The organism is Acinetobacter sp. NIPH 2100, assembly GCF_000369805.1.
In the GTDB taxonomy this organism is placed as follows: domain Bacteria; phylum Pseudomonadota; class Gammaproteobacteria; order Pseudomonadales; family Moraxellaceae; genus Acinetobacter.
In genome coordinates, this window is sequence record NZ_KB850224.1 from 571,031 (window position 1) to 596,086 (window position 25,056).

Sequence of the window (25,056 nt, forward strand, 5' to 3'; positions counted from 1 at the left end):
ATTGATTGAATGGTAGAAATTTCTCGAAGTTTATTTGAGCGAATTTTTAGTCAGAAAATTGATGAGCCAAGATTTGTAGCCATAAGCTACTAATGATTTTAAACTGAAGAGTTTGATCATGGCTCAGATTGAACGCTGGCGGCAGGCTTAACACATGCAAGTCGAGCGGAGTGATGGTGCTTGCACTATCACTTAGCGGCGGACGGGTGAGTAATGCTTAGGAATCTGCCATTTAGTGGGGGACAACATTCCGAAAGGAATGCTAATACCGCATACGTCCTACGGGAGAAAGCAGGGGATCTTCGGACCTTGCGCTAAATGATGAGCCTAAGTCGGATTAGCTAGTTGGTGGGGTAAAGGCCTACCAAGGCGACGATCTGTAGCGGGTCTGAGAGGATGATCCGCCACACTGGGACTGAGACACGGCCCAGACTCCTACGGGAGGCAGCAGTGGGGAATATTGGACAATGGGCGGAAGCCTGATCCAGCCATGCCGCGTGTGTGAAGAAGGCCTTTTGGTTGTAAAGCACTTTAAGCGAGGAGGAGGCTACCTAGATTAATACTCTAGGATAGTGGACGTTACTCGCAGAATAAGCACCGGCTAACTCTGTGCCAGCAGCCGCGGTAATACAGAGGGTGCGAGCGTTAATCGGATTTACTGGGCGTAAAGCGTGCGTAGGCGGCTGATTAAGTCGGATGTGAAATCCCTGAGCTTAACTTAGGAATTGCATTCGATACTGGTCAGCTAGAGTATGGGAGAGGATGGTAGAATTCCAGGTGTAGCGGTGAAATGCGTAGAGATCTGGAGGAATACCGATGGCGAAGGCAGCCATCTGGCCTAATACTGACGCTGAGGTACGAAAGCATGGGGAGCAAACAGGATTAGATACCCTGGTAGTCCATGCCGTAAACGATGTCTACTAGCCGTTGGGGCCTTTGAGGCTTTAGTGGCGCAGCTAACGCGATAAGTAGACCGCCTGGGGAGTACGGTCGCAAGACTAAAACTCAAATGAATTGACGGGGGCCCGCACAAGCGGTGGAGCATGTGGTTTAATTCGATGCAACGCGAAGAACCTTACCTGGCCTTGACATACTAGAAACTTTCCAGAGATGGATTGGTGCCTTCGGGAATCTAGATACAGGTGCTGCATGGCTGTCGTCAGCTCGTGTCGTGAGATGTTGGGTTAAGTCCCGCAACGAGCGCAACCCTTTTCCTTATTTGCCAGCGAGTAATGTCGGGAACTTTAAGGATACTGCCAGTGACAAACTGGAGGAAGGCGGGGACGACGTCAAGTCATCATGGCCCTTACGGCCAGGGCTACACACGTGCTACAATGGTCGGTACAAAGGGTTGCTACCTAGCGATAGGATGCTAATCTCAAAAAGCCGATCGTAGTCCGGATTGGAGTCTGCAACTCGACTCCATGAAGTCGGAATCGCTAGTAATCGCGGATCAGAATGCCGCGGTGAATACGTTCCCGGGCCTTGTACACACCGCCCGTCACACCATGGGAGTTTGTTGCACCAGAAGTAGGTAGTCTAACCGCAAGGAGGACGCTTACCACGGTGTGGCCGATGACTGGGGTGAAGTCGTAACAAGGTAGCCGTAGGGGAACCTGCGGCTGGATCACCTCCTTAACGAAAGATTGGTGACCGGTAAGAATCCACAACAAGTTGTTCTTCGAAGATGTATCTGAGGGTCTGTAGCTCAGTTGGTTAGAGCACACGCTTGATAAGCGTGGGGTCACAAGTTCAAGTCTTGTCAGACCCACCAAATCTGATTGCAGTAGCTTAGATTGAAAGATATATCGTTCATTAAATGATAAGCTGGGGACTTAGCTTAGTTGGTAGAGCGCCTGCTTTGCACGCAGGAGGTCAGGAGTTCGACTCTCCTAGTCTCCACCACACATTACGAAGTAATGTAAGAAACTAAAGTTAAATTCCAAAGATAGCTTATAGAATTTAGTAAACAAGAAGATCGCATGGTCTTGGTTTATTAAGTTCTGTGATTTATCACAGTTTACTACGCACCGACGAGGTGGTAGTTAATCATTAACAGATTAGAAAATTGAGTCTGAAATAAATTGTTCAAACTCGATTAGATATAAGCTTAACAAGTAATTGTTAAGAACATATTTAATCTGAGAACTAGCAAATTAACTGAATCAAGCGTTTTGGTATATGAATTAGATTGAAGCTGTACGGTGATTAAATTCACAGGACAACAGATAGTAGCAATTAAGTTTGCAACGATAACACTCACTTGTATGTGTTAACGACTGTTTGGGGTTGTATAGTCAAGTAATTAAGTGCATGTGGTGGATGCCTTGGCAGTCAGAGGCGATGAAAGACGTAATAGCCTGCGATAAGCTCCGGGGAGGCGGCAAATATCCTTTGATCCGGAGATTTCTGAATGGGGGAACCCACCCGCTATAAGGCGGGTATCATAAGCTGAATACATAGGCTTATGAAGCGAACGAGGGGAAGTGAAACATCTCAGTACCCTTAGGAAAAGAAATCAATTGAGATTCCCTTAGTAGCGGCGAGCGAACGGGGAGCAGCCCATTAAGTTGTGTGTGTTCTAGTGGAACGCTCTGGGAAGTGCGAACGTAGAGGGTGATATTCCCGTACACGAAAGGGCACACACAATGATGACGAGTAGGGCGAGGCACGTGAAACCTTGTCTGAATATGGGGGGACCATCCTCCAAGGCTAAATACTCCTGACTGACCGATAGTGAACCAGTACCGTGAGGGAAAGGCGAAAAGAACCCCTGTGAGGGGAGTGAAATAGATCCTGAAACCGCATGCATACAAGCAGTGGGAGCCGACTTGTTCGGTGACTGCGTACCTTTTGTATAATGGGTCAGCGACTTATATTCAGTAGCGAGGTTAACCGAATAGGGGAGCCGTAGAGAAATCGAGTCTTAATAGGGCGTTTAGTTGCTGGGTATAGACCCGAAACCAGGCGATCTATCCATGAGCAGGTTGAAGGTTGGGTAACACTAACTGGAGGACCGAACCCACTGTCGTTGAAAAGCCAGGGGATGACTTGTGGATAGGGGTGAAAGGCTAATCAAGCCTGGTGATAGCTGGTTCTCCCCGAAAGCTATTTAGGTAGCGCCTCGGACGAATACCATTGGGGGTAGAGCACTGTTTCGGCTAGGGGGTCATCCCGACTTACCAAACCGATGCAAACTCCGAATACCAATGAGTACTATCCGGGAGACAGACTGCGGGTGCTAACGTCCGTAGTCAAGAGGAAAACAATCCAGACCGCCAGCTAAGGCCCCAAAATCATAGTTAAGTGGGAAACGATGTGGGAAGGCATAGACAGCTAGGAGGTTGGCTTAGAAGCAGCCACCCTTTAAAGAAAGCGTAATAGCTCACTAGTCGAGTCGGCCTGCGCGGAAGATGTAACGGGGCTAAAACTATGTGCCGAAGCTGCGGATTTACGCATTAGCGTAAGTGGTAGGGGAGCGTTCTGTAAGCCGATGAAGGTGTATTGAGAAGTATGCTGGAGGTATCAGAAGTGCGAATGCTGACGTGAGTAACGACAAAACGGGTGAAAAACCCGTTCGCTGAAAGACCAAGGGTTCCAGTCCAACGTTAATCGGGGCTGGGTGAGTCGACCCCTAAGGCGAGGCCGAGAGGCGTAGTCGATGGGAAATTGGTTAATATTCCAATACTTCTGTGTAATGCGATGAGAGGACGGAGAAGGTTAAGTCAGCCTGGCGTTGGTTGTCCAGGTGGAAGGCAGTAGGCATGCATCTTAGGCAAATCCGGGGTGCTCTATGCTGAGAGCTGATAGCAAGCTGTACTTGTACAGTGAAGTGGCTGATACCATGCTTCCAGGAAAAGTCTCTAAGCTTCAGTTACACAGGAATCGTACCCGAAACCGACACAGGTGGTCAGGTCGAGTAGACCAAAGCGCTTGAGAGAACTCTGCTGAAGGAACTAGGCAAAATGGTACCGTAACTTCGGGAGAAGGTACGCTGCTGACGGTGATGGGACTTGCTCCCTGAGCTATTGGCAGCCACAGAAACCAGGCCGCTGCAACTGTTTATTAAAAACATAGCACTCTGCAAACACGAAAGTGGACGTATAGGGTGTGATGCCTGCCCGGTGCTGGAAGGTTAATTGATGGGGTTAGCGTAAGCGAAGCTCTTGATCGAAGCCCCAGTAAACGGCGGCCGTAACTATAACGGTCCTAAGGTAGCGAAATTCCTTGTCGGGTAAGTTCCGACCTGCACGAATGGCATAATGATGGCGGCGCTGTCTCCAGCAGAGGCTCAGTGAAATCGAATTCGCCGTGAAGATGCGGTGTACCCGCGGCTAGACGGAAAGACCCCGTGAACCTTTACTGCAGCTTGACATTGAACTTTGACCTTACTTGTGTAGGATAGGTGGGAGGCTTTGAAGTTGGAACGCTAGTTCCAATGGAGCCGTCCTTGAAATACCACCCTGGTAATGTTGAGGTTCTAACTCTGCCCCGTAATCCGGGGCGAGGACCATGTCTGGTGGGTAGTTTGACTGGGGCGGTCTCCTCCTAAAGAGTAACGGAGGAGTACGAAGGTGCGCTCAGCGTGGTCGGAAATCACGCGTAGAGTATAAAGGCAAAAGCGCGCTTAACTGCGAGACCCACAAGTCGAGCAGGTACGAAAGTAGGTCTTAGTGATCCGGTGGTTCTGTATGGAAGGGCCATCGCTCAACGGATAAAAGGTACTCTGGGGATAACAGGCTGATACCGCCCAAGAGTTCATATCGACGGCGGTGTTTGGCACCTCGATGTCGGCTCATCTCATCCTGGGGCTGAAGCAGGTCCCAAGGGTATGGCTGTTCGCCATTTAAAGAGGTACGCGAGCTGGGTTTAGAACGTCGTGAGACAGTTCGGTCCCTATCTACCGTGGGCGCTGGAAATTTGAGAGGATCTGCTCCTAGTACGAGAGGACCAGAGTGGACGAACCTCTGGTGTACCGGTTGTGACGCCAGTCGCATCGCCGGGTAGCTATGTTCGGAAGGGATAACCGCTGAAAGCATCTAAGCGGGAAGCCTACCTCAAGATAAGATTTCCCTAGGAATTTATTCCTCTAAAGAGCCGTTCGAGACTAGGACGTTGATAGGTTGGGTGTGGAAGCACGGTGACGTGTGAAGCTGACCAATACTAATTGCTCGTGAGGCTTGACTATACAACACCCAAGCAGTTGTATGTAAAGCTGATAATCGATTCATAAAAGATCAGTTGAACCTGATCTTGAACAAAGAACTTGATTTAGTGATTGCTAAGCAATAAACTTCGACTCAATAATCTAATCCGTTAATAACTCTTTGGATCGTAAGTAAGGCATGTGGTGAATACACTACAAATAAGACCCGAAAGCACCACAACAGTTTGCTGGCGACAATAGCAAGAGTGAACCACCTGATCCCTTCCCGAACTCAGAAGTGAAACCTCTTAGCGCTGATGGTAGTGTGGCACTTGCCATGTGAGAGTAAGTCATCGCCAGCTTTTAAATACTAACACCCCCTCCGCTAACGCAGAGGGGGTGTTTTTTATTGGGTAATATTTACTTTATATCTCAATACTAATTATTAAAATACAATGATCTATAGGTTTATTTCTTTAAGATCTATTTTTAATTCCTTGGTTTTAAATTTCTATATAAATAACTTTTTCCTATTCATTATTTATTTGTTAAAAGTCATAACTAATTTCTCTATTTCTAAAAATACTTTGATTGGATTCACTTTAATATTTTTTACTTGAAGATAAACTATATTTACACAAAATCTATAGTGTGGTTACATTAGACATATTTTTATAATGAAAAATCTAATTCCATTTGGGGATTGATTGGGGATAAAAAGGAATGATCATGAATAAAAAGCAACTTACATTAAAGTTGTCTGTAATTGCTGTCTCTGTTTTATTAGCAAGCTGTGGTGGAGGCGGCGGTGGTTATTATGGTTCAAATGATAGTAGTTCTTCTGGTGGAAATAATAATAGTGGTGGTGGTAATGGACAAACCCCAGTTGCTGCAGTAAATATAGGGAATATTTCTTTAACCGACTCTAATGGTAATCCTGTTACGACCATTACAAATCAAGGTGTAACGGCTCAGGTTGTAGTTAAAGATGGAAGTGGAAAAGGGATAAGTGGAGCAGTTGTAACATTCACTGGTAGTAATATGGTGTTTGGTACCTCTAATGCAACGGCGCTTACTAATGCGGAAGGTGTCGCTACAATTTCGATAATGCCTACTGACCCGACTATCACAGGTGTGTATGCTTTATCTGCAACAGCCGTCTATAATAATGTTACGTCTACACCTTCAAGTTTAAGTATTGTTTTTTCTAAACAAGATGTTGTGATTTCAAATATGCTTGCTGCAAGTAAAGCTCTTGAGTCGGGTGGATCAACCCTAGTAAGTCTAATAACACAAGATTCTAAGGGTAATTATCAAAATAACGTAGCAGTGAACTTTACTGCTGATTGCGGTAGTTTTAGTAATAGCAGTGTAACATCATCTAATCAGGGAAATATTGCCACAACATATTATGCTTTTGATTCAAAAGGCAATCTATGTGATGGTAATCAAGAGATCAGAGCGACAACCTCGACAGGGGCAACTAATAGTACATCTGTTTCTATTGCTCAGGCCATTGCAACCTCAATTATATATACAACAAAAGATCCTGTTCAATTAGGGATCAATGCTAGTGGTTCATCTTCCTCTGGACAAATTGAATTTACAGTATATTCAAATGGTACTGTACTCAAAAATCAAGATGTTACCGTGAGTCTAGAGAAAGCACCTACAGATTTAAACTTTATTCGATTAGGTAATCGTACAGCTCAAACGGTTAAGAGCGATAGTGCTGGTAAAGTAACAGTGACGCTGTATCCTGGTAATATTCCTGGACCTGTCGAGATTAAGGCAAGCTTACCGAGTGGTTTAAGTGCTTTATCTAAGAATGTCACTGTAACCACGGGGCGTGCTACACAGAAGAGTTTTAGTTTGTCTACAAGTAAGCAATCTTTACAAACTGATAAAGATGGAGACATCGCAACAATTACAGCAATGTTGGCAGATCGAAATTCGAATAGTGTTCCAGATGGTACTGTTGTTAATTTTGTTGCTGAAGGTGGGAAAGTTGACGGAAGTTGCAAAACAGTTGATGGTGAATGTAGTGTTAACTTGAGAACACAGAATCCTCGACCTGCGAATGGGCGCGTGACAGTGCTTGCTTATGTAGAAGGGGATAAGTCATATACAGATAAAGATGGCGATGGTGTTTATACGTCAATCAGTGCTGGTGGAACTGATACACTTGATAACAATATTGGTAACTTCTTCCGTGATGATAATGAAAATGCGACATATGATAGTGGCAATGGAGAGTTTCTTTATAAGCGTGTTGCTACACCGTATGCTACCAATACATGTACTACATCCTCAGTGTTTCAACCCAATATCCCCTACACTTGTGATGATCAGTTAGCAACGACATTACGTCAACAAATGATTTTCTCTTTTGCTTCTGATACACCAACATTTATTGATAATTATGGGATAAATGGTAATTTAATTACATCAGATTCATTTGGCTTTCAGGTCTTTGGTAATAGTATGTTAACTACTCCAATGCCATCTGGTACAACAATAGGTATCTCAACTGAAGATAATACGGATGCAAATAGCCAATCTTGTTCTGCTAAAATCGTGAGTGGTTCTGTCCCTGTACCGAGTGTAATGAATTTAGAATCTTCTAGCTCTTTTAGTAGTAGTGCCGTTACAAGATATGGTGCAGAGCTAAAAGGTTGTGCAACAGGAGATAGAATTTTAGTGACAATTACAGCTCCAAATAAAGTAACAACGTTCAGATTTACTCGTTAATTAGTACGAGCGGAAACAGCACTTCGGTGCTGTTTTTTTATAGGGCAGTTCCTACACTCACTGTTGCTGTTGGGCGAACTTGAAAAGAACTACACGCTGTAAGTGAGATAAGACATAAAAGAATAAGTGCGAATTTTGGCATGGTTCTTTATCTTGAGAAAAAGAACCATCATCTTATAAATAGAAGGGTTTCACTATTTTGATCAGGTAATTAAATGTAATGAATTTAATCGTCCAGTAAGTCCATTTGTTTGGCGATTTGATATAAATTATTTGAACGGTTACCAGTACGACAGAACATTAAAATTGGTTTTGGTAATTCATTATAGTGATTTGCAAAAGTACGTACGTCTAACTCTGTGATTTGACCTGCAACAACAGGTTGATAGACATAGTCTAAATTTGCATTGCGCGCTGATTCTTCGATTTGCGCGCTAGTAGGTTGTTCAGGGCCACCTTCTAGATCTGGACGATTGTTAATAATCGATTTAAATCCTTTTTCAACCACTTGTTCAATGTGCTCAGGGCCGATTTGACCTGCAAAACCAACATTCTCTGTCATCTTGTCACTCCAAAAACAAACAAAACATTTTATGCTCTATCATAGCATTAAGCTCGATCTTGAGTTTAAATGTCTGTAGTAAATAAATGATGATAAGTAAAAGATAACGCAATGGAGCGCGCATGCACACCTATACTGTTGAGCCGTTGTATGTTGCCAGTGGTGATGAAACCATCGCTGCGGATTTCTATCTACCTAAAACCAATATTAAACCTGCGGTGATTATTATGGCGCATGGCTTTGCGGGCTTGCGTCAATTTAAACTGGTTCAATATGCGCAGCGTTTTGCTCAAGCAGGTTATGCGGTGATTTTATTTGATTATCGCTATTGGGGCGGCAGTACCGGAAAACCACGTGAATTGGTTTCACTCAGTGCTCAGCTTGATGATTGGAAAACCATTGTTCAATATGCTTCAAATTGCAAGTTGATTGATAGTCGACGGATTGTCTTGTGGGGAACCTCGCTCAGTGGTGGATATGCGCTAAGTCTGGCTACAGACCTGAAAAATATTCAAGCGGTGATGGTGCAAGTGCCTTATGTTGATGGTGCTGAGACGGCCAAGCTTTATCCTTTACAGCGCTATCCTGAAGCATTGAAGCGCTCCAGTCAGGACTATATGGGTTCTAAAATGGGTTTGGTTCCTAAAACCTTACCTGTTGTCGATCAATATCGATTGTGCTTTCTGCCGACCTCGGACAGTTATTACGGTTATCTCTCGATTGTAAATCCAGATTATTACTGGAGTGGAGAAGTTCCAGCGCGAGTCTTTTTTAATTTAATGCGTTATCGACCGATCCAATTTGTTCGTAAAATTAATATTCCTGTTTTGTTTATTGCTGCAAAGCATGACAGTTTGATTCCCATTGCATCTAGTCGGGAAGCAGCGACCAATATTGCGCCATTTGTGAGCTATCATGAGTGGGAAATGAAGCATTTTGATGTTTATCATGATTCTTGGTTTGAAAAAGCAGTCACAACCCAATTAGAATTTTTACATCAACATATCGGAGTGATGTAAATGATTATTGTCTGTGCATCCTGTGGGGCAAAAAATCGTGTACCTGAAGAAAAATTGGCAGTAGATCCGAATTGTGGGCAATGTCATCAAGCTTTGTTAACCAAAGCCCCAGTTGAGCTGAATGAGCAAAACTTTAGCAATTTTATTAGCAATAGTGATTTGCCTGTGTTGATTGATCTTTGGGCAGAATGGTGTGGCCCATGTAAGATGATGGCCCCGCATTTTGCTCAGGTGGCCAAGCAGAATCCTTATGTGGTTTTTGCAAAAATTGATACAGAAGCCAATCCGCGTTTAAGTGCTGCATTTAATGTACGAAGTATTCCAACTTTGGTTCTCATGAATAAAACCACGGAATTGGCCAGAATCAGTGGGGCATTACGTACGCCAGAATTACAGCAATGGTTAGACCAGCAATTACAGCAGCATCAAGGACATTGATATGACTGAACGTCCAAATCATCCAGAAGGGATTTTATCTCTACAAAATATTGCCATGCCCGCAGATACCAATTGGAGTGGTGATGTCTTTGGAGGCTGGATTGTCTCTCAGATGGATCTCGCTGGTGCCATTCACGTTGAGCGTTTTAGTAAAGGTCGTTGTGCCACGATTGCGATTAATCAGATGACGTTCCTCGTTCCTGTGAAGGTTGGTAATGTGATTAGTTGCTATACCAAAATTTTGAAAGTTGGAAGCAGCTCGGTACAGGTGCAAATCGAAGTATGGAATAGCCATGATGATTCACGTGAACCAGTCCGTATTACCGAAGGTGTATTCACGTTTGTTGCAGTCGATGTGAAGGGCAACAAGCGCGTGATCTCTGAAGAGATTAAACAGGCTTTTATCGCAACGGCATAAAACTAAGCAGCAAGATTATTCAGTTTAATGATATTTATTATTTAAAAGGTAGAGACAGACGATGGCAGAAGAGCTGGTTTTGCAGCAAGGTCATAAAGCTGAGCAATATCAAAGCATCATTCCACAGATTCAGGCAATTGTTGAAGATGAAACGGATGTGATTGCGAATCTAGCGAATATCTGTGCGGCATTGAAACAGCAGTTTGACTGGTTTTGGATTGGCTTTTATCTGGTAAAGGACAGTGAACTGGTTTTAGGGCCATTCCAAGGTCCGATTGCCTGTACCCGTATTGCCAAAGGTCGTGGCGTATGTGGTGCAGCATGGCAACAACAGCAAGTGATGATCGTGCCAGATGTAGATCAATTCCCTGGGCATATTGCCTGCAGTTCTGCATCTAAATCAGAAATTGTCTTACCAATCATGAAGAATGGTCAGTGCGTTGGCGTGTTGGATGTTGATAGTGATGAGTTGAATCAATTTGATGAGATTGATGCGGAATACTTGAAACAGCTGATCAGCGTGATTGAAACATTTATTTAACTGCGAGATGTAAAAATAAAGCCCAACATGAAGTTGGGCTTTATTTCTTGATTCAAATACTATTTTTTACGTTTTGGCAGCCAAGCCCAAAGCATTTGGCATTGAATCGGCTCGTTGCCTGAATCATCAATGACAGTGACTGGAACCAATAACTCGCCTTTATCATTATCGGCAATAAACTTTTGTTGATCTGCCGATAATGTTGCTGTTGCCGTTAAACCGCCTTGAGCAACTTTTAAATAGTCGACATGCAATGATTTGATCAACAAAATCCGATCATCAGGGACATGTAAACCGGTTAAAAAGCCTGTTGCTGTTTCAGACAATAAAGCCATCGCTGCAGCATGAACCCCTTTAATATGATTTTGCATATTCCGTTGGTTTTCAATGCGTACAGTGACGTGGTCTTTATCCACTTCTAAATAGCGAATATTTGCTGTTCCAACCATTGGAACCACACGTCCAAAGGCTTTACTCCATAAGGTACTGCGAATACCCTTTGGGAATTTGGATGTGGTTTTAACCAGCGTATAAAGACGGTTATCTTTTGCCATAGTGAACCTATTGCTTAGTCTTTGAAATTATTAAATTGGAGTGGTAGACCAAATTGTTGTTCACGTAAAAAGTTCATCACTTGTTGCAAAGTATCGCGCTTTTTATCCGTGACACGGATTTTGTCTCCTTGGATAGAAGATTGCGCTTTGATGCCGCTTTCTTTAATGGCTTTATTAATTTTTTTTGCGGTATCTGAGTCAAGACCATCTTTAAGTTTAATCACTTGTACGACATTCTTGCCAGAAGCTGTCGCTTTTTGTGGATCTAATGCTTGTACATCAATTTTACGCTTATAGAAATGGTTTTCGAGCATGGTATAGACTTGCTCACATTGGAAATCGCTTTCTGTTGAAATCTTGATCTCTTTTGATTTCTCATTTAACTCGATTGAAACATCCTGTCCACGGAAGTCAAAACGTGTTGCAATCTCTTTTTCTGTATTTTGTACAGCATGATTGACTTCAAATAACTCTAATTCAGAAACAATATCAAAAGAAGGCATGGTTAGACCTTTACAAAGGGAAAGAATATTTGAGATGCTAAGGGGGTTTTCTTCATTTGCCAAGTGTTGTTTACATCAAAGGAGTGCACAATGATCCGTAAACAAGAAATTACAACATTTGAGTTCCCAGAAGGCGCTGTCATTTGGGATGTCCGAGATACCAAAGCGTATACAGAGGCTCATGTTAAAGGGGCGGTGAATCGTCCAATTACTGATATCACTGCGGATAGTTTGACTCAAATTGCAGCGGATCAGCCGATTTATATTTTATGTGGTGGCGGAAGTAAAGCACCGCGTGCAGCAGAGCTGTTAGACGGTATGGATGATTCTCGTGAATATGTTGTATTAATGGGTGGCACACGCGCAGCGCGTGATGCAGGCTTACCTTTAGAACAAGGCGCTTAAAGCACTCAAAGATTGGCCAAAATAGAATGCTATTTTGGCCAAATCAAAATTTTAATTTTCTGTTTAAAAAAATTAAAACAGTTAACCTGAATAATAAGGTTTTTTAGCTTTCACTTTCTTTTGAAAGCGCTGTGGATTTAACTTGTCCAATAATGTTTGAGGAATTGGACAAAGCTCACCCAAGACCAATGCGACCAAGACTTCACTGCATAATGGTGCAAACAAGAATCCTTTCGAACCTAAGCCCGCAAACGTATAGATGCGCTCATGGTCTTGCATTTTTCCAACTAAGGGAAAGTAGTCTAGGCTTTGGGCTCGGACGGATGCACGGCCTTGCCAAGTGTCTACCGCAGGAAGCTGTTGTGCATATTCTGGGAAGACACTGTGGATAAGTTCATAGTTATGCACATGATCTTCTGCCAAAACCTCAACATCATCTCGATTTGGATAAAAAGAGGCGCCTAAGATGAATTGTGCTGCATCCAGCTGCATACAATAACCGCCATAACTATAGGCTTGATCTAAAGCTAAAGGTTGCTCGCGATTCTCAACCCAACTGACTTGTCCGCGAATCGGTTTTAATACTGGATAATGTTCAAATAATTCAGAACTTTGTTTGGCACAACAGACAATCACCTCATCGGCTATGGAAACGAGCTGTTGTTCTTGCCATAGCTCAGTTTGACTGTCAGTTGAGCTTAAACGTGAAATTTTTGCTTTTTGAAGAGAGATATTGGGGTGCTGTAAAATTTCATCACGTAGCTGTTGTGGTGAAACTGCACCTGCTTGATTTAAGACTAAACTTGGAAATTCAGTATTCGGTATTTGTGCTTGCTTTAACTGTGCTGATAACACCGTTTCAGGATACTGCTCTGCGAGATCTAATAATTCATCGGCATTTTTTAAGGCAAGCTGCTGCACTTGAATGGGTCTAAAAGCGTTAAAGCGTGAATAGAAATTCAATGCCTGTTGCCAGCTCAAGGTCATTAAGTGTTCATGTGCTTGCTCAATTGGGCAGAGTTTTGGATTGAGTAAGGCGAGGGGATTACCCGATGCGCCTGAAAGAGGCTCATTTTGCTCGTAGATCGTGACTTGATGACCACGTTGAGCAAATGCCCATGCAGAGCTCAAACCCGCGATTCCCGCGCCAATAATCGCAATTTGACGTTGTTTGGGTTGCAAGGCAGATGGCGAGGTGACATGGTTTTGCTCTGAGTCAACTTGGTCAGACACTATAGGTGAAGGATCTAACCAAATGGCTTTCAACATTTCACGTTTATGACCAAAACCCCGTGGGCGGCTAATGTGCACACCATGTTGTTTTAATCCACGTTTAAGCACACCAGCAACACTAAATGAGGCAAATGTGGTTCCAAAGTTTGATAAACGAACAATGTGATTCAGCACATTTTCTTGCCACATGTCGGGGTTACATGAAGGTGCGAAACCATCGAGGAACCATGCATTGATCGCCTGTGTTTTAGGGATACTAGGGAAAATGTCTTGTGCATCGCCTAACCACAAATCAATACTAAAACGTTCTTCAGGAAAACTGAGACGATGACAACCTGCAATCGGCAAAGGATACTGTTGAATCAGGTTTTCAGCTAAAGGTTCTAGCTCCGTCCAGACATTGAGTGCACGGATCAGATCGGCTTTACTGAGCGGAAATTTTTCTACACTGACCACATGTAAATGACTGTGGTTATCTGGACGAACCTGCTGCCAAAGCTGCCACAAGGTGAGAATATTTAAGCCTGTGCCAAAGCCTGTTTCGCCAACACAAAAATATTGATAATCATTGAGTTGTGATAGACGTTCAGTTAAGTCATTACCATTTAAAAACACATGGCGTGTTTCAAGTAAACCGTTATCTTTAGAAAAGTAGACATCGCCAAATTGTTTAGAAATGGGAACTTCGATACCATCGACCAGTTCCCAGTCTAATTCGGCTGTTTGTAATTTTGCTGAGTAAGACATAAATTGAGGGTTATTTTACCACTGGCGGCGACGTTTAGTGTGAATATAGCTAGAGATCAAGAAACCGAGAATGACACCGACGGCAATGGTCATCGCACCGTATAAAAACATTTGTGCACTGCGTTCACTTTGTAATACCTGAACTTGAACGGTTAAATTGTCATTTTTTAATTGCAATTCTTGGTTCTGCGAGAGTGCTTCAAGATTGGCATGTTCAAGCTGTTTCAAGCGGCTAGCTTGATCTTGAATCATGGCTTTTACTTTTGCATCCTGCTGTTGCTTGGCTTTGGCAATTTGTTCAGCAGTCAATGGTTTAGCCACTGTTGCTGTGGCATTGGCTGCAACAGGGGCTGTGGTATTGGGTTGAGTTTGCGCTGTGGTCGTTGTTGCAGTCGCAGGTGTCGTAGCTTCAACGGCCCAAGCTGTAGAACTGAGTAGGCATAATGCCAATACGCTTTTAAGGACAAGCTGCATGATTTATCCTTTTGGAAAAGCTTTGTTGAAAGGTTTTACATCAATATTGGCGTAAATCCCTTCTTTTAAAAATGGCTCTTCTTCAATCCATGCATCTAGTGCTTCACGACTCTCAAACTCAACAATCATGGTACTGCCAAAGAAGCCAGCTTGCGGATCATTTGGGTCTTTGGGATGCGCACCAGCTGCAATTAAACGTCCTTCATCATCTAACTTTTGTAGACGTTCAATATGTTGTGGGCGGGTTGCTAAACGTTTTTCCAAAGTACCTTCGCGATCAGTACAAGTCAGCACAAAATATGGCATGGCAGTAGCTCGATGATTTAAAATCTATTCAGTGGTTTTAAAATGCTTTCTTAAGAAAAAGAGTATAGCAGCTAGGTAACTGATAGAAACGATAATATCGCCAAAAGCCGTGAATTCGCCCCAATATTTTCCTTGCATATAGACAAAACCAAAGAAGAAATGCAGTGCCGCGAGTAAAAAGAATTGACCACACCATGCCCAGTTCAACTTTAACCAGCCTTTCGGGCTAAGCTCTAACAGCGAGCCTAAAAGTTTTTGAATAATTGGCATACGTTCTTTATTGAATAGTGGGGTCACGAGGAAGCCCAATCCAATCCCGACATTGATGATAATTGCCTTCATTTTGATGTAGGTCACATCACTAAAGATCAGGGTAATTCCACCAAAAACGACAGACATTACGACAATAAACCACTGCATTTTTTCCAGTTTGAATTTTTGGAAAAAGAACAGGCAGCCATAAACCACCAAGGTAGCAATGAGGAGAGCACATGTCGCAACAAGAATATGATTTTGATCAGTATTTCCCGCACTACCCACTAACTGTAATAACGGATGATGACTATCTTTAGGATCGGTGGTTTTATAAAAATAAAAGAAGATAATAATCGGAAGATAGTCGAGCAACGCTTTCATGTTACAGTACGATGATGAAATAGGTCAGATAGCATAATACAAACCATGTTCGGTGTCGATTTACATACACATACACTCATTTCCGATGGTACTTTCTCTCCTGAGCAGTTGGTACAGGCCGCCGTGGACTTAAAAATTCACACTTTGGCGGTGACTGATCATGACACCATGGATGGTTTGGAGCGCGCCCAGCATTATGCACAAGATTATGATATTCAAATCATTTCTGGAGTGGAAGTATCCAGTCAATGGTCAAGGCCAAATACCAAGAAGAGCTATGGTGTGCACATCGTCGCCTTGAATATGCAAGATGAAACACCAATCAGAGCCATGTTGGAACAACAGAAAAAAGTCCGTGCTGAACGGGCAAAAGAGATTTGTCAGCTCTTAGAAAAATGTATTGATTTTGATATTTATCCAGATGTGATTGCCCAAGTCGATGGGCAGGCAGATCGGGTTACTCGCACCCATATTGCCAAAGCCTTAGTTGAGAAAAATATTGTCACTCGTCCGCAACAGGCTTTTGATCGTTTTCTGAAAGAAGGAAAAAAGGCCTTTGTGAAATTTGAAGGGATGGGGCTTAAAGAAACCATTGAGACCATTCATGCCAGTCAAGGTTTCGCTGTGCTTGCACATCCGACCCGTTATGATTTATCAGCGACCAATGTCCGTTATCTGATCGAACTCTTTGCAGAGGCGGGTGGTGATGCAATTGAACTGCCACCAAGTATAGAACCCGCTTCCACACGACAAATGGTGGATCGTATGATTCAGCAATTTGGTTTAGCTGTGTCGATTGGCAGTGATTTTCATGGTGACAACATGCCGTGGATCAAACTCGGACAAACGCCACGTGTTCATGACGGTCAGAAAGGGATTTGGGAAAGCTTTAAACCTTCCCTAGTATGAACAAGGAGAGCTTTACTGCGCGTACACAGTTTTAGTGATCACGCTGTTGGAAGTGGTTGACTAGATAATCCAAAAAGCGCTGGACTTTGGGAGCGATCAACTCTCGATGTGGAAATACTGCATAAATGGCAGTTGCAGCAACGGGATAATCGGACAGGATCTGTACCAATTTTCCTGTGGCAAGGTCATCTGCCACATGCCATATCGAATGATTGGAAATTCCCAGACCCGCTAAAGCGGCTTGCCTGACCCCTTCGCCTGAGTTGGTGGCAAAATATCCCTCAACATGAATCTGTTCAACTTTTCCTTCTGCATTGATCAATTGCCACTGATCGGTGAGACCATGCCCATGCTGCTGCAAAATACAACGATGTAATTTCAGATCGGCTAGAGTCTTTGGCACACCATATTGTTGTAGATAGGCTGGAGACGCGCAGAGTAACCGTGGATTCGGGGACAATTGTCTGGCAACCAAGCTTGAACTTTTTAACTGCCCGATACGTATCGCCAAGTCTATCCCATGTTGAATGAGATCGATATTTTGGTCATTGAGATCTAAATATATTTTGAGTTCAGGATGTAAGTGAGAGAACTCGGCAATAACAGGCATTAGAATTTTTGTGCCAAAAGTGGCAGAAGTGGTCATCCGAAGTGTGCCTGTCAGCGCTTGATCTTTAAGCTTTAATGACTCTTGCAGATGAATAAAATCAGCAATCCAATGCCGCCCATGTTCAAGCAAAGCACGACCTTCTTCCGTCAAGGTGAGTTTCCGCGTGGTACGGTGAAATAAACGCAATTGTAGGTTTTGTTCTAAGCGTTGCAATTTTTGGCTTGCGACTGAAACCGAGATATTGCTGTCCTGAGCAGCTTTACTGATCGAACCTAAGTCTGCGACTCGAATAAAAAACTGGAAATCTTCTGTATTCATTATCAATAAAATCAGAAAAGTATTTTTTGATTATCGTGGTTTTTCAAATAAATCCCTAGCGCTATTTTTGTATCTAAGCAATCACATGTTGAAGAGGCAGATCATGAAATATCATTTCTTAGGAAACTCAGGTTTAAAAGTTTCAGAGTTGGGATTTGGTGCAGGGACCTTAGGTGGGCAGGGACAAATCTTTGCTGCTTGGGGACAAGCCAGCCAAACTGAAGCCAATCAAATGATTCGTGCTGGTTTAGATGCAGGTATTAATTATTTTGATACGGCAGACGTGTATTCGGATGGAGAATCTGAACGCATGTTGGGCAAAGCTTTGGCATCAGAACGACAACATACTATTATTTCAACCAAGGTGGGCATTCGTAGTTCAGAACATCTGAATGATGCAGGATTTAGTCGGCGTTATTTATTGTCTGCGGTAGAACAGTCATTAACCCGCTTGGGAACAGATTATATTGATGTGTTGCAATTGCATCAGTTTGATAGCTTTACTGCATTACCGCAGTTGATGAAAACCCTCGATGAACTGGTTCGTAACGGTAAGGTACGCTATATCGGTGCTTCAAATTTCTCGGGTTGGCAATTGATGAAGGCACAAGCGATTGCGGAACAATACGGCTATGAGAAATTTGTAGTCAATCAAGTGTACTACTCTTTGATTGGGCGTGATTATGAATGGGAACTGATGCCTTTGAATGATGATCAGCGGATGGGTGCGGTGGTATGGAGTCCGCTCGGCTGGGGACGATTAACGGGAAAATTTGACCGAGAAAATCCGATTCCAGCGCAAAGCCGCTTACACGATACAGCGCAATTTGCACCGCCAGTCAATGAAGCACATCTTTATAATGTGATTGATGTATTGAAACAGGTTGCAGCAGAAACGGGATATAGCATTCCTCAGATCGCTTTAAATTGGTTATTACAACGTCCGACCGTCTCGAGTGTGTTGATTGGTGCACGTAATCAAACCCAACTGCAAGATAATCTCAAGGCCAAAGAGATTCAATTGAGTGATGAACAGACCGAGCGTTTAAATCAGGTCAGTGCGATTTATCCGCCATATCCGTATTATCCCTATTGGAATGGGCAATTGACGGAACGTTTTAAATCCATCGTCGATTCACAGTTTTTATAAGCAATTTAAACCTACATAAAAATGCCCTCATAGGAGGGCATTGAAATTAGAGTAAGTTATGGTCATGTGCTTGAATCGGTGGTGGGGTTGGACGGCCTAATGTGCCCAATAATTCAATTTCAATCGAACGCACCATCGCATCCAATGGCAGGTCGTTACTTTGTGTTCCGAATGGCTCTTCAATTTCACTACTTAACGCATCCAGACCCAAAAAGGTGTACGCCAAAATACCCACCAGCAGTGGTGTGACCAAACCTAAAAGCGAACCAAGACTGAAAGGCAGCATAAAACAGAAGAAATACACAGTACGATTCAGCAAAACCGAATAGGCAAATGGAATCGGGGTATTGGCAATACGGTCACAGCCGGTTTGCATTTCACTGAGTGCTGCGACATGACGGTTCATTTGGGTATAAATGATATCCGAGATTTCACCTTCTTTCATGGCCTGCAACAGTTCCCATTGAATCAGGCTCAAGGTGTATTGCGGTGCATTGTGCTGCTGATACAGTTGGGTCAAGGCTTGTTGGCTGAGACCACTGGTTTCAGTCAGTTCAGTGGGATTAGCGGTTTGATGGCGTAGACGATCACGCAGCACATTGGCAAACACAATGACATTTTGAATGATACGTTCGCGTCGTGCTTGGCTGAGCACACGGCAATCTCGGTCGAAATGCCGTGCAGTGGCAATTAAAACACCCCAGAGTTTACGTGCTTCCCACCAGCGCTCATAACAGGCGGTATTTTTAAATCCCAAGAAAATAGATAACACCACACCGATTAAAGTGAAGCCCACTAAAGGGATTTCAGGGAAACGATACAGATTGACATATTCAACGCCACCAATAATGGCGGAGATCAACATGACAAAACCGAGAGAGGGTAAAATTTTGGGTAAAATCGTCCCTCGCCATGAGAATAAAACTTTGAAAATACTCGGCTGGTCACGGACAATCATGTTATTTGAATCATTAATTTTATGTCTTGATATTCCTGTTTGATTTAAGCTTTGTCAAGGCTAGATTGCTTGATTTTAATAGGGTTGAGCAGTTGTTGTTCAGAAAAGGAAAAATGCCCTTCGGGTGCAATAATAAAATGGTCGATCAGATGGATTTCCAGCAGTTGACAGGCTTGTTTGAGTTGCTGGGTCAGATAAATATCTTCTGATGAAGGTTGGGCAATTCCATAAGGATGATTGTGTGCGACCACGATTTGGCTGGCTTGATGTTGCAGCGCATAACGCAAGGTTTGATTAAGTGAAACACTACAGGAATGTTGCGAACCAAAGAACAGCTTTTTAAAATGTAATTTTCTGAGTTCAGCGTCTAAGCAGAGTACTGCAAAAACTTCCTGTTTTTCACCCAGAAGCTCATAACGTAAATAGTCGAGCACTAATGTTGATGTATCGAGGCAGAGTCGTTGTTGATGGAAATGATTATTCAGATAACGACGCCCTAATTCTTTCACTGCCATCAGTTGTGCATATTTGGTTGAAGCAATCCCATTAAATTGTGATAAATCCTCAAGATTGGCATCAAAGATCAAATTAAGTCCACCAAAGTGTTGAATCAAAATACGCGCCAATTCCACCGCAGAGTGCTGTTTTGAGCCTGAACGTAGGAAAATCGCCAACAATTCTGCATCGGATAAGCTTTGTGCGCCTTGTGATAATAATCGTTCTCTTGGGCGTTCTTGCTCTGGCCATGTTTTTATTGATTGACTCACTGTTTTATTTTCCTTTGATTTTATTATGATTATTATTTTTCTAGGCAAAAAATAGCAGGGATAATTTCCTTTTAAGTTTTGCCATTTAAACAATATTCTCTATCGTCCGTTTGGGGGAAATGTTGATTGTGCTACTTGGGTATCAACTTATTTAATGCTATTGTGAGCGCCACTGCAACAGTAAGGTATCCTGTTTGTGAGCTTTGATCTAAGTGTTATTCCCCACAAAAACATTATATTAGCGGTTACAGGTGGTATTGCTGCCTATAAAAGTGCCATTCTGGTACGCCGTTTAAAAGATTTCGGTTTTGATGTCCGTGTGGTCATGACACATGGCGCACAAGCATTTATTACCCCCCTCACTTTTCAGGCACTTTCAGGTAATCCTGTGCATACCGAATTGCTTGATCCAGAAGCAGAAGCAGGGATGGGACATATTGAACTGGCGCGTTGGGCTGATTTAGTTCTAGTTGCGCCTGCCAGTTGTGACACGATTGCAAAATTTGCCAATGGTTTGGCAGATGATTTGCTCAGTACTTTGTATTTGGCAACCAAAGCACCTGTCTGGGTTGCACCTGCCATGAATCAGCAAATGTGGGCGGCCAAAGCGACACAACGCAATTTACAAACGTTGGTTGAAGATGGCATCCATGTGATCATGCCAGATGCAGGTGAGCAAGCTTGTGGTGATGTCGGTCTAGGTCGTATGCCTGAGCCTGAAGATTTGGCTCGCCAAGTTGCAGCTTATTTCCATAAGGCGCAACGTGCGCTTGCTGAAAAGTTTGGCTTATTGGCAGGTAAGCGAGTCACCATTACCGCGGGGCCGACCCGTGAAGCGATTGATCCAGTCCGTTATATTTCAAACCACAGTACTGGTAAAATGGGCTTTGCTTTGGCAGCAGCGTGTTATGCCGCAGGGGCTAAAGTCACTTTGGTTGCTGGTCCAGTCAGTTTGGATACACCGAATGGTGTGCAACGTATGAATGTCAGTTCTGCCATGCAAATGTTGGATGTCAGTATGAATCAGCTTAAAGAAGGCTGTGACATCTTTATTGCGACTGCAGCAGTGGCAGATTATCGTGTGGCTCAGGTTGCTGAGCATAAGATCAAAAAGGCAGGTGATGAGCTTGCGGTTGCGTTGGTCAAGAACCCAGATATTGTGGCGACGATTGCTCAGCAAGACGAACGTCCATTTATGGTTGGCTTTGCTGCTGAAACGCAAAATGTCGAGGAATATGCAGCAGGCAAACTGGTGGCGAAAAAGCTGGACATGATTGCGTGTAATGATGTATCACGTCCAGATATTGGTTTTGCCTCAGATGAAAATGCCATGACGGTGTTCTTTGCGCAGTCATATCATATGAAAAAGCGTGAACTCGAAAAAGCATCGAAACAGGAGATTTCACAGCAATTGGTTGAATCGATTGCGGATGCTTTACGTCGCCGTTTATAAGTGATTCTGGCCATTCATATTTATCAAAATGCAACGATTTCGTTGCATTTTTTATGTATGCTAAAGCAGCAATGATCATTGTTGCTTTGCTCCAAAGCAACATGTTTTGCCGACACAAATAAAGCATAGCCACAGTTTTTGATAGGATATCCTAATGATTAAAAAAACTTTAGCCACTGTTGTCTTGTTCTCTGCTTTTGCATTCAGCCATACAGTTATGGCTGCTGGATTAGAAGATGATATGAAAACGCTGGGAAAGAATTACAAGGCGTTTAACCAGGCTGAAAATCCACAGGCTGCGACAGCGGCTTTGAATAATATGCGGACTGCCGCAGTCCATTCAAAATCGTATAAACTGGCTCCGAATACCACGGATAAAGTATTAAGTTCAACCTCTCTATTTGACCAGATTGTGGTTGAGATTGATAAAGCTAAACTGTTGGTTCAAGCGGGTAAGTTGGATGAAGCGAAAAAACAAGGCAAAAAAATTGCTGAATTACGTGATCAGGGGCATAAATACTATACCCACTAATTTCTAAATGGGACGTCATCGAGATGATCGAGCTGTATTCCATGGAGTGCAGCTTTTTTTATCGACATTTTACAAGGTTGAATAACAACAATAACACTGAGCATGATTCAGATTTTCACTGCATGGCAAAGTTGCTACAGTGAAATAATGAAAAAGAGAGGTGATGGATATGTCCTCACAACAACGTAATTATGATCGTATTGCTCAAGCAATTGCTTATATCCAGCAGAATTTTCAGCAACAACCGCAACTGGATGAGGTCGCAGCACATATTCATTTAAGTCCAGCACATTTTCAGCGTCTATTTACTGAGTGGGTCGGCACCAGTCCCAAAAAGTTTTTGCAGTATATAAGTATTGAACATGCCAAGCAGATTTTGAAACAAGAGCAGGGCAGTATTTTCGATGCAACTTTTGCAACAGGGCTGTCCAGCACCAGTCGCTTACATGACCTGTTTATTCAGATTGAAGGCATGACTCCTGCTGAATATAAACATGGTGGGCAGAGCCTCACGATTCATTATCAATTTGCAGAAACCTTATTTGGTGAGGTGTTGATTGCATCGACCCATAAAGGAATCTGTGCATTAAGTTTTGTCGAGAATCGAACTGATGCCTTCGCCCTGTTAAAAGCACAATTTCCGCAAGCGGTATTTATTGAGCAGGCTGATATTTTTCAGCAAAGTGCCTTGGCTTTGTTTCAGAAGGATCAACAACAGTTAGATGAAATTAAACTGCATTTAAAAGGCACAGAATTTCAGCTCAAGGTTTGGCAAAGCTTACTTAAAATCCCAATGGGGCAGCTGGCGACTTATGGAGATTTGGCGAAGGCCATTGATCATCCGAAAGCAGCACGTGCTGTAGGTACAGCCATTGGCAGTAACCCTGTGGCATTTTTGATCCCATGTCATCGTGTCATTCAGTCTACGGGTGCATTGGGTGGATACGAATGGGGGACTATTCGCAAAACAGCATTGATTGGTTGGGAAGGTGTGCAAACACATGCAGCAATTTGAACCAGCTCAAATCCAAGCGGTGCTTGATCAGATACAAGCAACTGATTGGGATGACATCACTGAACAGCTACATCAGCATGGTTTTGCCAAAATTGAAAGGGTTCTATCGCAACAGCAATGTGAACTGCTTAAACACGCATATTCACAAGCTGTACTTTATCGTAAAACAGTCGAGATGCAGCGTTATCGTTTTGGTCGAGGTGAGTACAAATATTTTAATTACCCTTTGCCCAATTTGATTGAACGGATACGCCACGAAGTCTATCCCTATTTGGTTCCGATTGCCAATGCATGGTTTCGGGTGCTCAAGTTAGAACGCGTATTTCCTTCTTCACATCCTGAATTTTTACAGCAATGTCAGAAACATGGACAGATGCTCGCAACTCCACTGATATTGAAATATGGGCAGGGTGGATTTAATACGCTGCATCAGGACTTATATGGTGAGGTTTATTTCCCTTTACAGTTGGTGATTGTGTTGAGTCAGCCAAATATTGATTTTACGGGGGGGGAACTGGTCTTTACTCAACAAAACCCAAGAGCACAGTCTAAGGCAGTGGTAGTTCAGCCCCAGCAAGGCGATATGTTGATTTTCACCACTCAGTTTAAACCTGAAAAAGGCAGTCAAGGCTATTATCGGGTCAATATCAAGCATGGTGTCAGTCCGATTCATCACGGTGAACGCTATAGTCTCGGTATTATTTTCCATGATGCTGTGAGTTAGACCATGTGGCAGCCTAGTGAATTAGAGCAGACCGCGTTACATCAAAAATTAAGAGACGGCGAGATTCTATTTGCAGGCAATTCCCAGCTTAACATCTATGGCAGATTGACCTGTGGTTCTGGGAAGCGCATGCTAAAAAAGAATCGGGTATTTTTTCAGAATGAACATGAGGCGATTATGCAAGGCTATCGGCCTTGTGGACATTGTATGAAGCAAGCTTATAAGAAGTGGAAAGATGCAACTATTTGATATTGAAGCTGATCCAAACCACAATCATTTACCCTATGATGGGACAGTACAGTACTTTGGCAAGGTCGTAGACACGGCTGAAGCCGATCATTATTTTGATCAGCTGTTGCATAACATTGCATGGGAAAATGATCAGGCTCTCATTTTTGGGCGCTTGCTCACCACTAAGCGTAAAGTGGCTTGGTATGGCGAGCGACGCTTTGAATATACCTATTCCAATATGAATAAATATGCTTTGCCTTGGACCAAGGAATTGCTTGAATTAAAACAACTGGTTGAAAAACTGACAGGTGAAACGTTCAACTCATGCTTACTGAATCTTTATCACAGCGGTGATGAAGGAATGGCATGGCATAGTGATGGTGAAACCGATCTCCAAAAAGATGGTGCGATTGCCTCTTTAAGCTTTGGTGCAGAGCGTAAATTTGCTTTTAAACATAAGCAGAGTAAAGAGAAAGTAGAATTGTATTTAGAGCATGGCAGTTTGCTTGTGATGAAAGACACCACACAAACTTACTGGTTACATCGATTACCGCCGACCAAGAAAGTCAATACTGCACGGGTGAATCTGACCTTTAGAACCATTGTGTATCGATCACAAAAAAAGGACTGAAAAATCAGTCCTTTTGGTACGCATC

At 43.1% G+C, this 25,056-nt stretch carries 23 protein-coding genes, 2 tRNA genes, 3 rRNA genes and 1 pseudogene; 19 read left to right on the plus strand and 10 right to left on the minus strand.

The genetic code is table 11. The features are described from left to right. Positions 1-100: 100 nt before the first annotated feature. From F887_RS15180 to F887_RS18920, 6 genes and pseudogenes are all read left to right on the plus strand, one after another. Positions 101-1,638, plus strand: a 16S ribosomal RNA gene (locus F887_RS15180). A gap of 59 nt (positions 1,639-1,697) precedes the next feature. Next, positions 1,698-1,774 (plus strand) — tRNA-Ile (locus F887_RS15175). 55 nt (positions 1,775-1,829) lie between these two features. Beyond that, positions 1,830-1,905 (plus strand) — tRNA-Ala (locus F887_RS15170). A gap of 390 nt (positions 1,906-2,295) precedes the next feature. Next, positions 2,296-5,188, plus strand: a 23S ribosomal RNA gene (locus tag F887_RS15165). A 205-nt stretch (positions 5,189-5,393) separates the two neighbouring features. Further along, positions 5,394-5,508 (plus strand): 5S ribosomal RNA (gene rrf, locus F887_RS15160). Together the 16S, 23S and 5S rRNA genes with 2 tRNA genes alongside form the textbook arrangement of a ribosomal RNA operon. 361 nt (positions 5,509-5,869) lie before the next feature. Further along, positions 5,870-6,014 (plus strand): annotated as a pseudogene (locus F887_RS18920) (hypothetical protein); the annotation flags it as partial. A 2,109-nt stretch (positions 6,015-8,123) separates the two neighbouring features. Here F887_RS18920 and F887_RS15150 read toward each other — a convergent pair. After that, positions 8,124-8,459, minus strand: a complete 336-nt coding sequence (locus F887_RS15150) for a protein tyrosine phosphatase family protein (protein WP_005291655.1) — start codon at positions 8,457-8,459, stop codon at positions 8,124-8,126. Positions 8,460-8,581: 122 nt separating this feature from the next. Here F887_RS15150 and F887_RS15145 point away from each other — a divergent pair, with 122 nt between their 5' ends. From F887_RS15145 to F887_RS15130, 4 genes are all read left to right on the plus strand, one after another. Continuing rightward, positions 8,582-9,478: an alpha/beta hydrolase gene (locus tag F887_RS15145; RefSeq protein ID WP_005291656.1), complete on the plus strand. Its 897-nt coding sequence runs from the start codon at positions 8,582-8,584 to the stop codon at positions 9,476-9,478. Continuing rightward, positions 9,479-9,916: a thioredoxin TrxC gene (gene trxC / locus F887_RS15140; protein WP_005291657.1), complete on the plus strand. Its 438-nt coding sequence runs from the start codon at positions 9,479-9,481 to the stop codon at positions 9,914-9,916. A 1-nt stretch (position 9,917) separates the two neighbouring features. Then, positions 9,918-10,334, plus strand: coding sequence for an acyl-CoA thioesterase (locus tag F887_RS15135; protein ID WP_005291658.1), 417 nt, complete (start codon positions 9,918-9,920; stop codon positions 10,332-10,334). A 61-nt stretch (positions 10,335-10,395) separates the two neighbouring features. Continuing rightward, positions 10,396-10,875, plus strand: coding sequence for a GAF domain-containing protein (locus tag F887_RS15130; protein ID WP_005291659.1), 480 nt, complete (start codon positions 10,396-10,398; stop codon positions 10,873-10,875). Positions 10,876-10,934: 59 nt separating this feature from the next. Here F887_RS15130 and F887_RS15125 read toward each other — a convergent pair whose 3' ends face one another. Beyond that, positions 10,935-11,429, minus strand: a complete 495-nt coding sequence (locus tag F887_RS15125) for a DUF4442 domain-containing protein (protein WP_005210426.1) — start codon at positions 11,427-11,429, stop codon at positions 10,935-10,937. Between the two features lie 14 nt (positions 11,430-11,443). Next, on the minus strand, positions 11,444-11,932 hold the full coding sequence (locus tag F887_RS15120) for a YajQ family cyclic di-GMP-binding protein (protein WP_005291660.1): 489 nt from the start codon (positions 11,930-11,932) through the stop codon (positions 11,444-11,446). A gap of 90 nt (positions 11,933-12,022) precedes the next feature. On the opposite strand from F887_RS15120, the gene F887_RS15115 reads away from it, so the two are divergent. Then, complete coding sequence (locus tag F887_RS15115; protein WP_005291661.1) at positions 12,023-12,337, plus strand: rhodanese-like domain-containing protein; 315 nt, start codon at positions 12,023-12,025, stop codon at positions 12,335-12,337. A gap of 81 nt (positions 12,338-12,418) precedes the next feature. On the opposite strand, the gene mnmC is transcribed toward F887_RS15115, so the two are convergent. Genes mnmC through F887_RS15095 form a run of 4 tightly spaced genes read right to left on the minus strand, consistent with a single transcriptional unit; the run spans position 12,419 to position 15,733 of the window. Then, positions 12,419-14,317 carry a bifunctional tRNA (5-methylaminomethyl-2-thiouridine)(34)-methyltransferase MnmC2/FAD-dependent 5-carboxymethylaminomethyl-2-thiouridine(34) oxidoreductase MnmC1 gene (gene mnmC / locus F887_RS15110; protein WP_005291662.1) on the minus strand — a complete coding sequence of 633 codons (1,899 nt, stop codon included), beginning with the start codon at positions 14,315-14,317 and terminating at the stop codon, positions 12,419-12,421. A gap of 15 nt (positions 14,318-14,332) precedes the next feature. Next, positions 14,333-14,791: an SH3 domain-containing protein gene (locus tag F887_RS15105; protein WP_005291663.1), complete on the minus strand. Its 459-nt coding sequence runs from the start codon at positions 14,789-14,791 to the stop codon at positions 14,333-14,335. Positions 14,792-14,794: 3 nt separating this feature from the next. Beyond that, positions 14,795-15,097 carry a YciI family protein gene (locus F887_RS15100; protein WP_005291664.1) on the minus strand — a complete coding sequence of 101 codons (303 nt, stop codon included), beginning with the start codon at positions 15,095-15,097 and terminating at the stop codon, positions 14,795-14,797. 24 nt (positions 15,098-15,121) lie between these two features. Then, positions 15,122-15,733, minus strand: coding sequence for a septation protein IspZ (locus F887_RS15095; RefSeq protein WP_005146929.1), 612 nt, complete (start codon positions 15,731-15,733; stop codon positions 15,122-15,124). A 45-nt stretch (positions 15,734-15,778) separates the two neighbouring features. Between F887_RS15095 and F887_RS15090 the strand changes: the two genes are divergently transcribed. Next, positions 15,779-16,642, plus strand: a complete 864-nt coding sequence (locus tag F887_RS15090) for a PHP domain-containing protein (protein WP_005291665.1) — start codon at positions 15,779-15,781, stop codon at positions 16,640-16,642. A gap of 31 nt (positions 16,643-16,673) precedes the next feature. Here F887_RS15090 and F887_RS15085 read toward each other — a convergent pair whose 3' ends face one another. After that, positions 16,674-17,570 carry a LysR family transcriptional regulator gene (locus F887_RS15085; RefSeq protein ID WP_005291666.1) on the minus strand — a complete coding sequence of 299 codons (897 nt, stop codon included), beginning with the start codon at positions 17,568-17,570 and terminating at the stop codon, positions 16,674-16,676. Positions 17,571-17,673: 103 nt separating this feature from the next. On the opposite strand from F887_RS15085, the gene F887_RS15080 reads away from it, so the two are divergent. Beyond that, positions 17,674-18,720, plus strand: a complete 1,047-nt coding sequence (locus F887_RS15080; RefSeq protein WP_005291667.1) for an aldo/keto reductase — start codon at positions 17,674-17,676, stop codon at positions 18,718-18,720. Positions 18,721-18,766: 46 nt separating this feature from the next. Here the strand turns inward: F887_RS15080 and F887_RS15075 are convergent, their stop codons facing one another. Together F887_RS15075 and radC are read right to left on the minus strand one after the other, a co-directional pair. Next, on the minus strand, positions 18,767-19,678 hold the full coding sequence (locus F887_RS15075) for a bestrophin family protein (protein ID WP_005291668.1): 912 nt from the start codon (positions 19,676-19,678) through the stop codon (positions 18,767-18,769). Between the two features lie 44 nt (positions 19,679-19,722). Next, positions 19,723-20,445 (minus strand): RadC family protein, encoded by a 723-nt coding sequence (gene radC / locus F887_RS15070; protein ID WP_005291669.1) that lies wholly within the window; start codon positions 20,443-20,445, stop codon positions 19,723-19,725. Positions 20,446-20,641: 196 nt separating this feature from the next. On the opposite strand from radC, the gene coaBC reads away from it, so the two are divergent. The 6 genes from coaBC to F887_RS15040 all read left to right on the plus strand — a co-directional run bounded on the left by coaBC (position 20,642) and on the right by F887_RS15040 (position 25,031). After that, entirely contained in the window at positions 20,642-21,898 is a 1,257-nt protein-coding gene (gene coaBC / locus F887_RS15065; protein WP_005291670.1) for a bifunctional phosphopantothenoylcysteine decarboxylase/phosphopantothenate--cysteine ligase CoaBC, read from the plus strand. A 154-nt stretch (positions 21,899-22,052) separates the two neighbouring features. Then, complete coding sequence (locus F887_RS15060) at positions 22,053-22,430, plus strand: cytochrome b562 (protein ID WP_005291671.1); 378 nt, start codon at positions 22,053-22,055, stop codon at positions 22,428-22,430. Between the two features lie 169 nt (positions 22,431-22,599). Next, positions 22,600-23,445, plus strand: a complete 846-nt coding sequence (locus F887_RS15055; protein WP_005291672.1) for a methylated-DNA--[protein]-cysteine S-methyltransferase — start codon at positions 22,600-22,602, stop codon at positions 23,443-23,445. Beyond that, positions 23,432-24,169 (plus strand): 2OG-Fe(II) oxygenase, encoded by a 738-nt coding sequence (locus F887_RS15050; protein WP_005291673.1) that lies wholly within the window; start codon positions 23,432-23,434, stop codon positions 24,167-24,169. The genes F887_RS15055 and F887_RS15050 overlap by 14 nt, the downstream gene beginning before the upstream one ends. 3 nt (positions 24,170-24,172) lie before the next feature. Continuing rightward, complete coding sequence (locus F887_RS15045; protein WP_005291674.1) at positions 24,173-24,418, plus strand: Ada metal-binding domain-containing protein; 246 nt, start codon at positions 24,173-24,175, stop codon at positions 24,416-24,418. Beyond that, complete coding sequence (locus tag F887_RS15040; RefSeq protein WP_005291675.1) at positions 24,405-25,031, plus strand: alpha-ketoglutarate-dependent dioxygenase AlkB family protein; 627 nt, start codon at positions 24,405-24,407, stop codon at positions 25,029-25,031. The genes F887_RS15045 and F887_RS15040 overlap by 14 nt, the downstream gene beginning before the upstream one ends. Positions 25,032-25,056: the final 25 nt, after the last annotated feature.